General features: G+C 45.8%; 9 protein-coding genes and 1 tRNA gene. 3 read left to right on the forward strand and 7 right to left on the reverse strand.

Annotation, left to right across the window (positions count from 1 at the left end):
- Positions 1-24 precede the first annotated feature (24 nt).
- Together AC1XTG_RS21900 and AC1XTG_RS21905 are read right to left on the reverse strand one after the other, a co-directional pair.
- Positions 25-2,256 (reverse strand): T9SS type A sorting domain-containing protein, encoded by a 2,232-nt coding sequence (locus tag AC1XTG_RS21900; protein ID WP_484843448.1) that lies wholly within the window; start codon positions 2,254-2,256, stop codon positions 25-27.
- A gap of 395 nt (positions 2,257-2,651) precedes the next feature.
- Positions 2,652-2,723, reverse strand: a tRNA-Glu gene (locus tag AC1XTG_RS21905).
- 253 nt (positions 2,724-2,976) lie between these two features.
- On the opposite strand from AC1XTG_RS21905, the gene AC1XTG_RS21910 reads away from it, so the two are divergent.
- The gene (locus AC1XTG_RS21910; protein ID WP_484843449.1) at positions 2,977-5,466 is read left to right on the forward strand and encodes a M14 family zinc carboxypeptidase; all 2,490 of its coding nucleotides are present in this window, start codon (positions 2,977-2,979) and stop codon (positions 5,464-5,466) included.
- A gap of 60 nt (positions 5,467-5,526) precedes the next feature.
- Here AC1XTG_RS21910 and aroQ read toward each other — a convergent pair whose 3' ends face one another.
- Entirely contained in the window at positions 5,527-5,946 is a 420-nt protein-coding gene (aroQ, locus tag AC1XTG_RS21915) for a type II 3-dehydroquinate dehydratase (protein ID WP_484843450.1), read from the reverse strand.
- A gap of 31 nt (positions 5,947-5,977) precedes the next feature.
- Here aroQ and xerD point away from each other — a divergent pair, with 31 nt between their 5' ends.
- Entirely contained in the window at positions 5,978-6,874 is an 897-nt protein-coding gene (gene xerD, locus AC1XTG_RS21920) for a site-specific tyrosine recombinase XerD (RefSeq protein ID WP_484843451.1), read from the forward strand.
- A gap of 3 nt (positions 6,875-6,877) precedes the next feature.
- Here xerD and AC1XTG_RS21925 read toward each other — a convergent pair whose 3' ends face one another.
- Both AC1XTG_RS21925 and AC1XTG_RS21930 read right to left on the reverse strand, forming a co-directional pair.
- The gene (locus AC1XTG_RS21925) at positions 6,878-7,081 is read right to left on the reverse strand and encodes a hypothetical protein (RefSeq protein WP_484843452.1); all 204 of its coding nucleotides are present in this window, start codon (positions 7,079-7,081) and stop codon (positions 6,878-6,880) included.
- 1 nt (position 7,082) lies between these two features.
- Complete coding sequence (locus AC1XTG_RS21930; protein WP_056286553.1) at positions 7,083-7,589, reverse strand: SixA phosphatase family protein; 507 nt, start codon at positions 7,587-7,589, stop codon at positions 7,083-7,085.
- Between the two features lie 199 nt (positions 7,590-7,788).
- On the opposite strand from AC1XTG_RS21930, the gene sppA reads away from it, so the two are divergent.
- Positions 7,789-9,555 (forward strand): signal peptide peptidase SppA, encoded by a 1,767-nt coding sequence (sppA, locus tag AC1XTG_RS21935; RefSeq protein ID WP_484843453.1) that lies wholly within the window; start codon positions 7,789-7,791, stop codon positions 9,553-9,555.
- A gap of 58 nt (positions 9,556-9,613) precedes the next feature.
- Here the strand turns inward: sppA and AC1XTG_RS21940 are convergent, their stop codons facing one another.
- Both AC1XTG_RS21940 and AC1XTG_RS21945 read right to left on the reverse strand, forming a co-directional pair.
- Complete coding sequence (locus AC1XTG_RS21940) at positions 9,614-10,534, reverse strand: YihY/virulence factor BrkB family protein (protein WP_484843454.1); 921 nt, start codon at positions 10,532-10,534, stop codon at positions 9,614-9,616.
- An 85-nt stretch (positions 10,535-10,619) separates the two neighbouring features.
- Positions 10,620-11,858: a NupC/NupG family nucleoside CNT transporter gene (locus AC1XTG_RS21945; protein ID WP_484843455.1), complete on the reverse strand. Its 1,239-nt coding sequence runs from the start codon at positions 11,856-11,858 to the stop codon at positions 10,620-10,622.
- Positions 11,859-11,931 lie beyond the last annotated feature (73 nt).

Raw genomic sequence — 11,931 nt, forward strand, 5'->3', positions numbered from 1 at the left:
ATTTTTGCATTACTCTCAACTAAATCAATCCATTTTCGTGAAGCGCAAACTTGACAACTCTCCATTGTGGGAGATTTTCATGAAATAGCTTCCATTAACAAGTCTCTTTATATTAACACGATGTACATTCTTTCCTTCCGAGATCTGAATGGGTGATTTTCCGATTGCCACTCCCGCAGCATTGTAAATCACAACTTCTGACTTTCCGGACGTGCGTGAAGAAAATTGAAGGTCAACATAATCCTGTGCAGGATTTGGAGCAACTACAGTTCCTTTGATAATACCCGGGTTCACAGAAACAATCTTGCTTTTCGTGAAGGTACCGTCCACATCGATCTGTTTCAGCTGATAGTAATTGATACCCAGCAGCGGGCTCTGATCTACAAAATGGTACCAGCCAGTGCGCTGATCTGAAAGAGAAACTTTGCCGAGCACTTCCGCATTCTTCATTTCAGAATCATAACGCATTACTTCGAATTCTTTTCCATCCTGCTCTGAAACAACTTCCCACGAAAGCTTAACACCTTCTTCAACAGTTTCTCCAACAAAATTGGCTACATAAATAGGTAGCGGCCCGATGGTGAAACTCGCGCTTGACACATCGGATTTGCAGCTGCCGCCTTCGATCATAACTGTATACGATCCGTTTTGAAGCTGATCATACTGGATTACCGGGTGGTTGTTCTGAGGCGATACGCTGCTCTGACGAATTGCATTGTTGCCCGCCATAATTTTCCAGTTGATCGAATAAACTTCGTCTCCGTCAAACAGGAACGATAAACTTCTTTCATCGGAACTCAGCAGTGTCTGCAAAGTAGGACCTCTTTTGCAAGTAGGCCGGGTATCTCCTGACAACGTAAAGTTTTTAGTAGCAACAGATGCAGCTTTGCAATCCAGCGCCTTCATTTCGAAGGTGTAGGTTCCGTTTTGCAGGTAGTTGTATGAAATGTTTGCTGTATTTGAGTTAAGCACACCAGTACTGCCATTTGCAACCGAGGAAGCTCCTTCAAGGATCCGCCAGGAGAAATTGCGCAGGTTCGTGCCGGCAAAATCAACTGTAAGACCAGTCGAAGACAAATTTCTCAATGTGGTTACAGAAGGGCCGCCCTGGCAGTCAGGGATAACAACAACAGGCTCCTGAATGGTGAACTGACGTGAAGCAGTACCAGAAGTACAGCTTGCACCTTCTATTTCCAGCGTGTAGTTACCAGGGTTTAACGAACCATAGCTAAGATTTACCGTTTTATTAGTACCCAGATCAGGTGTAGTACCATCCCGGAGAACCGAGTTGCCTGACTTGATCCGCCACTTCAGAGCGCTGATACCATTACCTGTAAACGTAAAGCGCAATGAGGTTTGCTGGATAGCCGAAATACCCGAGACAGTGGGGTTTGCCGGACAGTTATTTTCAACAAGCGGAGTCGCAGACTTAGGTACAATTGGCCAGTAGCAGCCGTTCACCATTTCGAGTGTCAGCCTGCCTCTCCATTTATCGCTCAAATATCCTTTTGTGCCATTGATTGTCTCAGGCAGCAGTCCCATTGAATAGTTGTCAGTACGAGTATCATCTGCACCTTGTTTGATCATCACACGCAGGCGACCATCTACGTACTTCGTGTACTGGTAAGTATATGCACCATTGTCTACAAACGTACCCAGCAGCTCGCCGTTTTCCATGACAAGGCCGTTGCAGGTAATTCTTCCATCATTTGTTTTTCCCAGCAAATTATTCGCAGCTGTACTCGGATCGACCGGGTTTACGCATTGTTTGATCAGCGCGTCATTATCGGTAGTGTTAGGAAACTTGCCAAGATCCAGGTAAAACAGAACAAAGATGTTGTCGGCCACGGTACCACCCCAGTTGAAGTAAATCCGGTTTTCAACGATCTTGGTGTATGCTTGCTTGCCATCGTTTGTTTGACCAAGGTATTCACCGTCAGTCCACACAACCGGCTGACCGTTCCGTGTTCCGCAGGTTACTTTGGTTGCCAGCGGAGCCGGCATTTGATCCATTGTTTTTGCTTCGATGGTAAACGGTTTGTCTACCGCCTCTGCATAAGGATTTTTGATTGTGTAGGAAGCCTGGCCAGCGAGTTCTATCAAATCCTTCTTGATAGTTTCTTTGTTTTTCTCCTCCGTGCTTGTCACGATAACCGCTTCTGTGCTTGTGACCAGCTCTCCCGTCGCACTATGCGGAGCCGCTGCCAATGGACTGATAAATCCACCCGCAAGGGCCAATTTCAATAAAAAATTCATAGAGTGTAAAAATTAGTGAGCAATAATAATGTGAGTTATTTGTGAAATTATTGGAAAGTTATTCAGCTGTTTGAGTCAAATATACTACAATACAATATAAGTATTTCCCAAATATGTAGAATAAAATTGGATTCTGTCCAGGCACATTTTGTGGGGCATGCAGCATCGCGGAAGGAAAGAAGACAAAATACAACAAGAATCTGCCGAATAGTTATCCAGGGGATAACAGCAATGTACGAAAGGCACAATGGGAGGGAATGTGGAGGAGAGGCTGGCAAGCGCGATCAGTAGAGATCGAAGCTCCAAAAAACTTCTAATAGTAGAAAACAAAAAAACCGCCTTGAAACAAGACGGTTTTTGTAGTGATTGAAAGTGCTTGACTTCGCACGGTTTTGTGACCCATAGGGGAATCGAACCCCTGTTTCAACCGTGAAAGGGTCGTGTCCTAACCGCTAGACGAATGGGCCGACTGGTCTCCTACTTCGCGCGCTTTTTTGCACTTTCTTTCACTTTTCCGCTTCCCTTTTCCGAAAACGTGGTGCAAAGATGCAGGCTCGATTTCTAAAAAGCAACTTCTGTACGCAAATAAAATTCACTTATTTTTTTATCAATTCATTATCAGCGCGTTCTGCCGTAAACTTTTTTTTATTCAACTGCGATTAACATTCCAAACGGGTAACTTTCTAAATTTGGGTCTATGCATTTCTTCTAATTGCTCCTATGATAAAATATATCCGCGTTCTTCTTCTTGCCTTTTCTGCAATCCCCGTCTTTGCCCAAAATACAACACCCGAACAGCACCTCGGATTTCAGCTTGGTTCCAAGTTTGCTTTTCATAGCCAGATCACCCAGTACTTCACTTTGCTCCAATCCCAGAACCAGGACCGGATGAAACTGGTGCAGTACGGTTCAACCAATGAGGGAAGGCCGCTGATGATTGCATTTATCTCGTCACCGGAAAATATGAGCAAGCTGGAATCGATCCGGCAAAATCATCTTAAAAGCATTGGTCTGCTGGAAGGCAAGCCCGATGCGAGCGTTCCGCCGATCGTGTGGCTGAGCTATAATGTGCACGGAAACGAATCGGTTTCTGCCAACACCAGCATGCAGGTAATTTATGAGCTGCTCAACAAGGACAATGCATTGACGAAGGATTTTCTGAAAAACCTTGTCATCATGGTGGATCCCTGCATTAATCCCGACGGATACGAGCGCTACTCGCAATGGTATAACCGGGTCCAGAATGCAGTTCCGGATGTAACCCCATTCGCATTGGAGCACGACGAACCCTGGCCCGGCGGCAGGTTTAATCACTACCTCTTCGATCTGAACCGCGACTGGGCTTGGCAAACACAGAAAGAAACGCAGGAGCGGATTGCGCTGTACAATCAATGGATGCCGCATTTTCATGCCGACTTCCACGAAATGGGTCCTTCGAGGAGCTACTACTTCCCTCCTGCTGCAAAACCCTTTCACAAAGACATTACAGCGTGGCAACGACAGTTTAACGACCTGATCGGTGAGTACTGCCGCAAATATTTTGACAAAAACAACTGGGCCTATTTTACCAAATACAACTACGATCTCTTCTATCCGAGCTACGGAGATACCTGGCCGACCGTTAATGGCGCTGTGGGCGTGACTTACGAGCAAGGTGGTGGCGGTAGAGCCGGCCTCGGCATCGAACGCAAGGAAGAGCACGATACGCTGACACTCAAAAGCCGCATTTCGCATCACTATGCAACCACGCTGGCCACGCTTGAAGCTGTTTTGTCACAAAAAGAGAAGATCGTTAACGAGTTTATCAAATACCACGATAATGCGGCAAAAGCACCCGCGGGCAACTTCAAGACTTACGTAATAAAAACAAAGGGACACGAAGAGCGCATCAGGTATTTCGGCAACTGGCTAAGCAAGCAGGGTATCTCTTATGGGATTGCCGGAAAGTCTGCCTCCGTAAAAGGAACGGAGCTGAGCAGTTCTGTTGACGAGTCTGTTAAGATTGAAAATAATGATTTGCTGATCAGCGCATTTCAGCCGAAATCGAACCTGCTCCGGGTACTTTTCGAACCTAAGCCGGTACTGGAAGATTCGGTTACCTATGATGTTACGAGCTGGGGCTTGTCATATATTTTTGGATTGAAAGCTTACGGACTGAAAGAAAAGCTCGTTCCGGCAACCTATCAGCCCGAAAAAACAGAGAATGCGATCCCGGGTTTTCCTGTATATGCTTATGTAGCTAAATGGTCAGAATTCGGCGATGCTGTTTTCCTGGCTGAGCTGCTCAAAAACGGCTTTATGGTAAAAACCTCTAATATTCCCTTCGAAATTGAAAAGCAGTCATTTGAGGCAGGCACATTGATCATTACAAAAAAAGGAAATGAGCGGGCTGATTTTGATAAAATCGTGACCTCGCTGGCAACAAAGCACTTTGTAAAGCTTACTCCTGTCAAAACAGGTATGGTAACCTCAGGGGCGGATTTTGGCGATGACCATGTTGCTTCCATTAACGCGCCGAAAGTTGTGGCGGTAAGCGGCGAAGGTATTTCAGCCACGTCGTTCGGTGCAGTGTGGCATTATTTTGAGCAGCAGATCAAATATCCGGTCACCATTGTCAATGCAACCAGGCTCTCTTCGCTTCCATGGAGTGAAATTGACGTTCTGATTTTGCCGGATGGAAGATATGGGGATATCCTTGGCGAAAAGCAGCTGGAAGCCTTGCAAAGCTGGATAAAAAATGGCGGAAAACTGATCGCAATGGAAGGCTCCACGGATGCTTTCCTGAACAAGCCTGGATTCAATCTCAGCAAGAAGTTTTCAGAAAAGAAAAAAGACGCAGACTTCTTTAAAAAGTACGGCGATCAGGAGCGTGAGGATGCGAGCGATTCTTCGCCTGGCAGCATGTTCCAGCTCACCATGGACGAAACTCACCCACTCTCATTTGGTTGCTCAAAAGAATACACTACTCTCGTAAGGGATGCTTACGAGCGCGAGTATCTGAAAGACGGCTGGAATGTAGGATACCTGACAGAAACGAGCTATAAAGCGGGTTTTGTAGGTAATAAAATGAGCGGTAAGCTTAAAAACACATTGATCCTGGGTGTACAGGAAATGGGACGCGGCCAGGTTATCTACATGATGGACGATCCCGTTTTCCGCGCCATGCTCTACAATGGAAAGATCCTTTTCAGCAATGCGGTTTTCAGGTAATTTTGAATGAGTGAATGACTGAATATTTTAGTTAGTGAAATTCATTCACTCATTCACTCATTAAAACCCAAACCAAGCAACCGCCAACTCATAACCCCTCAGTCCCAGCCCGCAGATCATTCCTTTGCATCTTGATGTGAGGTAGCTGTGGTGACGGAAGGATTCTCTTGCGTGAATGTTGGAAATGTGAACCTCGATGGCCGGGGTTGTTACCGACGATAATGCGTCTGCCAATGCAATGGAAGTATGCGTCAGTCCGCCTGCGTTGATGATGATACCATCGAATGTAAAACCTACTTCGTGTATTTTATCAATGAGCGCGCCTTCGTGATTGGATTGGAAGTAATGCAGTTCTACGCCAGGGAATGTACCTTTTAGTGTTTCAAAATAATCCTCAAATGACTGGCTGCCGTAAATTGTAGGTTCACGTTTGCCCAAAAGATTTAGATTGGGACCATTCAGGATCAATATCTTTTTCATTGATTCGTGCAGATTAAATTTTCTTCTTGCTATGTGGCAAAGCTACATTAAACATTTCAAAAACTACCTGCGGCTGGAACGCGCGCTATCGGGCAATTCGGTGGACGCTTACGTCCGTGATGTGGAGAAACTGGAAGAGTTTGTTACCCTGGCCGGAATCAACCTTGCTCCCGGGAAAATAGAGGAGACACACCTGACCGCCTTTTTAAAATACCTCGCCGAACTTGGACTTGCGGCGCATTCACAAGCCAGAATGCTGTCGGGTATCAAAGCTTTTTTCAAATATCTGGTGCTCGAAAATGAGATAACCGACGATCCGACAGAGCTGCTGGAATCCCCGCGCCTTCCACGCAAATTGCCTGATGTGCTTTCCTATGAAGAGATAGAATCCATGCTCGGGGCGATCGACCATTCAACTCCGGAAGGTACCCGAAACCGGGCGATCATTGAAGTACTGTACAGCTCCGGGTTACGGGTGTCAGAACTTACAGGCTTGCTGCTTACCCATTGTTACTTTGATATCGGCTTTCTGCGGATTTTAGGAAAAGGCGACAAGGTAAGGCTGGTACCTATTGGGAAAGAGGCAATTAAGTACACGCAGATTTACCTCGAACACGTCCGGAATGAAATTGCACCTGATAAGGAGAGCGGCGACATTGTTTTCCTGAACCGGAGAGGCGGGCAGCTCTCGCGGGTGATGATCTTTTTAATGATCAAACACATTGCCGAAAAAGCCGGTATTCAAAAGAATGTAAGTCCGCATACTTTTCGTCATTCTTTTGCTACGCATTTGATCGAAGGAGGCGCGAGCTTGCGGGCGGTGCAGGAAATGCTCGGCCACGAATCCATTACCACCACCGAGATTTACACGCATTTGGACAGGGATTATCTCAAACAGATCGTAAAGGAATTCCATCCCAGGGGCTGATTGTTACTCGACTTCCTGCATGAGCGAATCCAGTTTGAGGGAATCCGCGTCAGGGGCTGCTCCGGGTAATGCGCGGTTCAGTTGCTTGGGCTTGTTCCAGGGAGCTGTAGTGCGGCTCGACATATCATAGGATATGTAGGCAAAGAGTGCTACGAATGCTATAAATACGATAATGAAAATGCGCCGGTTTCTGTTTGATGTTTCCATTTTACTCAATTCCCCCGACTTGTTTTGGTGTTTTATACAAAATCAAATCGCCTGTTTTGGCTGATATCTCCTCCCATTTCTGCTCTTTGAACTCTATAAAAGCAATCCCTGATTTCTTCATCGAGCCGATATTTGAACCCGACAGGTATTCGGCAAAATAGGTTATGTCCGGATTATGGCCGAAAAGGATAAGTGTTGAAAAATCCTCAGAAACTGCATTCACCGAAGTAAGATATGCTCTTGGTCCGCCGTCGTAGATATCGGCGCGTGAATTGATGGAAGCTACATTAACCCCCAGCTGTTTTGCAAAAATCTCCGCTGTTTTAAATGCCCTTGAAGCCGGGCTCGAAATGAAAATATCCGGCCTTACATTCGAATCGGCCAGCCATTTTCCCATTAACTCAGCTTCTGCGAGCCCTTTATTATTCAGGTTGCGGTCAAAATCGCGTGTTCTGAAAGTCTGGTCCTCGGCGGTGGCGTGACGGACTAAAATGAGGGTCTTTTTCATCTCCATTGTTTTTTTCAAAAATACTGAATCGGGGTTTGTAATACTTGTGGGGCGCGCTTAAAAGTTTTACCAGAGCTTATAAACCACTTAAAATAGCGTTCGACCTTTTGACAATATTTCTCCCGCATCGCCGCACAATTACTACATATTTTTGTTCCTTACGTATCTTTAAATGAAAACTTCATACCGTTAATATAAAATGCTGCAGTTCTTTAAGTACGTGCTCGCCACATTCGTGGGCATCATCCTCTTTTTCTTCTTGTCTTTCGCAATTCTGGTCGGCATAGGCTCCATGTTTTCGTCTGATGAAGAAGTTGTTATCAATGATAAATCAGTCCTAAAACTTGACTTAAACCAGCCAATCCAGGAAGTGGGTGTTGACAATCCTTTTTCTGATTTTGGCGGAATGTTCAGTGGTAACAATGATGTGGTGGGTTTGAAAGACATTCTGGAAGCTTTGAAAAACGCCCAGGCTGACGATAAAATCAAAGGAATATATTTGAAAACAGACAGCCCGGAAGCAGGCTGGGCTACATTGGAGGAAATCAGGCACCAGCTGACGGAGTTTAAAAAATCAAAGAAATTCATCGTTACCTATGCTGAATCCTACTCCGAAAAAGGATATTACCTCGCTTCGGTAGCTGATAAGATCTACCTGAACCCCGTAGGCGGCATTGAATGGAATGGACTTTCGGTAGAATACAGCTTTTTCAAAGGTACATTCGACAAGCTGGACGTAAAACCACTTGTTTTCAGGGTAGGTGAATTCAAGAGCGCGATTGAAATGTTTACACGCTCGGATATGAGCGAAGCGAGCAAAAAGCAGTCTTCCGAGCTTATTACCGCCATTAATGGCAACTTCCTTAAAAATATTTCGGCATCAAGAGGAATCCCCGTTCCGCAATTGCAAAACCTGGCTGACTCACTTGGTGTAGAAAATCCAAAAGCCGCTTTGAACAACAAATTCATTACAAACCTGGGTTACCAGGACGAGCTGGAATCGTACCTCAAAAAGGAGCTGAAAGTTGAAGAGAAGAAGAGTATCTCCTACGTGGGCGTGAGCAAATACCTGAAAGGGCCCGCCAAAGTGAAAGAAGGCGATTTCAACAAACGCATTGGTGTGTTGGTAGCTGAGGGTGAAATTACCAGCGGCGACGGCGGTGATGATAATATCGGATCTGACAAGTTTGTAAAAGAGCTGAAAGAAATCCGCGAAAACGACAAGATCAAAGCGGTTGTGATCAGGATCAATTCTCCGGGCGGCAGTGCGCTTGCTTCCGATATTATGTGGCGTGAAATTCAGCTTACTGCCAAGAAAAAGCCAGTAATAGCTTCCATGTCTGATGTAGCAGCTTCGGGTGGATATTATATGGCGATGGGCTGTGATACGATCGTTGCCCAACCTAATACCATCACCGGCTCAATCGGGATCTTCGGGCTTGTATTCAATGTAACCGATTTCATGAACAACAAGCTGGGTATCACTTTCGACGGCGTAGGTACAAGCCCGCACGCTGACTGGCCTACTGCAACGCGCGAAATGACTGAATTTGAAAAATCGATGATTCAGAAAAGTGTAAATGAGGGTTACGAAACTTTCACAAGAAAAGCAGCGCAGGGCCGCAGAATGTCGGTCGAAAAATTGAAGAGCCTCGCTCAGGGCCGGGTTTGGTCGGGTGTGGAAGCAAAGCAAAACGGTTTGGTTGACGTACTTGGAGGCGTCGATGATGCGGTCAAAATAGCTGCGAAAGCGGCGAAGCTATCAGAAGGAGATTACCGCGTGCGTTATTATCCCGAAAAGAAAAAACCTCTTGATGAGTTTTTCAATAAGATGATAGGAGACGAAGAAGAGAAAGTAACTGCAAAAAACCTGGGTGAATTGGCGCCTTACGTGAAGATGTACAAGAAGCTGATGAACATGGGGGGAATGCAAGCCAGAATGCCATTCGAAATGGTTATCAAATAGATTTACAAAGTAAAAAAGGTGCCTCCTGCAAATGCAAGAGGCACCTTTTTTATGCCTTTCAGGAAACTACCTTTCCTGTATCTTCGTCAAGTTCTTGCCTCACAATCAATACGGCGTGGTGATTCGGCGTAATGCCTACTCCGTCCAGCCGGGCGTATACCTTGGTAAATTCAGCTCCGAAATAGAGGATGATAGACGAATAATAAATCCAGGTGAGCAGGATTACAATGGAAGCTGAGGTACCATAAGCTGCCCCAAGATCCGACTTACCCAGGTAAAAGCTGATCACGAATTTCCCGATCAGAAAGAGAATAGCAGTAAATCCTGCCCCTACCATGCATTCTTTCCATCTCAATTCACCGTCCGGAAGAATCTTGAAGATCACTGTAAACAGGGATGTAATAATGGTAAGTACCAATGCAAGGTTAACAATGTAGAAGAGCACTACGGAAGCTTCCGAAAAATAGCGTTCGAGACGGTTGCTTAATACATCCACCAACGCGCTTGCTCCCAGTGATACCACAAGCAAAAAGCCCAGGGTAAGTATCATCGAAAATGAGATCAGCCTGTTTTTAAGGTATTGCAGCCACCCTTTCTTAGGCTTGGATTTGATGGACCAGATATAGTTAATGGAGTCCTGCATTTCAGCAAAAACCCCGGTTGCACCGATCAGCAGCGTGACAATCCCGATCCCCGCCGCCATTCCCGATTTGTTGGAGAGCTCTGCATTTTTCAGGATTTCCTGTAACTGCTGGGCAGCACTCGCGCCTACCAGTCCGCTGATCTGACCAAAAAGCTCACCTTGAATGGCATCTTTACCAAAAAAGATACTGAAAACCGATATGATCACAAGCAGCATCGGTGCCAGTGAAAATATGGTATAGTACGAAAGCGCTGCGCTCAATTTGAGCCCGCTATCGTTCATAAACTCGTTAAAGCTTTCCTTGATGATAGAGAAATACAGTTTGATATTTTTCATGGAGTAGCGTTTCTGTGCTGTTAATTTGAAAACAGGTCAGAAATATCTGTGCCAACATGAAAATCAGGAACCGGATTTTACCAAATCATAACAACAAGCCGGCCAATGTAGCAGACATGTAAGAAGCCAGTGTACCGCATATCAATGCTTTGAAGCCCAGCCGCGCAAGATCAGCGCGCCGCGTGGGGGCCAGCTCGCCAATTCCTCCTACCTGAATGGCGATGGAGCTGAAATTTGCAAAGCCGCACAATGCAAAACTGGTGATGACGATGGTTTTCTGGTCAAGGCTATCTTTTACCTTAACCAGGTCAAGATATGCTACAAATTCATTGATCACCATTTTGGTCCCCATCAAAGAGCCTGCTGTTTCAATGTCTTTCGCAGGCACTCCCATCGCCCACGCAAAAACCGAGAATACTTTCCCTAAAACGAAGTTGAAGCTGAGTTGCGGAAACGAGAAAAGTCCGCCTATGTAGCCGAGCAGATAATCCAGTAATGCAACCAATGCGATAAAGCCGATCAGCATCGCAATCACATTGAATCCTACTTTCAAGCCTTCACTTGCGCCGCCTGCAATTGCATCCAGCAAATTCGCGTGCGTTTTCTGGATTTCCAGTTTCACAGCACCTTTCGAATCAGACTGCAGTGTTTCGGGAAAGACGATTTTGGAAATGACCAATGCGCCGGGCGCCGCCATCAAACTCGCCGCGATCAGATAAGGCGCGGGTACTCCCAAAGAGATGTAAACCGCCATAACTCCCCCTGCAATGCAGGCGAAGCTACCTGTCATCGAAGCCATTAACTCCGAATTGGTCATATTTTTCAGGTAAGGCTTGATCATAATTTGCGCCTCAACCTGGCCCACGAATGTACTTGCTACATTGGAAAGTGCTTCTACCCCGCTCACGCCCATCAGCCAGTAAACACCTCTTGCGATGAAAGATACCAATCGTTGCATGATCCCGAGGTGATAGAGCATATTCACGAGAACAGCAACAAAAATGATGGTAGGGATAATCTTGAAGAAGAAAACGAAGTCGTTACCGGGACCGAATGCGCGCTGCATGAGATCGGGCCTTACCAGTGTGCTAAAAACAAAATCAGCTCCCTTGTCTGAAAACGAAAGGAGCTTCTGTACTTTTTCACCCAGCCATTGAAAGACTGCCTGGCCAATATCCGTTCGGAGAATGAAGACTGCCAAACCGAACTGCAACGCAAGACCCACGCCAACGGTACGGTAATTAATTGCTTTTCTGTTGTTTGACATTGCGAATGCAATGCCGAGGATCAGCACAATACCGAGCAGTCCTGTAAATCTTTCCATAAATATTGTGTCGTCACTTTTTAGCCAAAGGTGCAAAAATAACAACAAAATATCGGTATGTGCTACGCCGAAT

The organism is Dyadobacter sp. HNCC25DJ183, assembly GCF_056895175.1.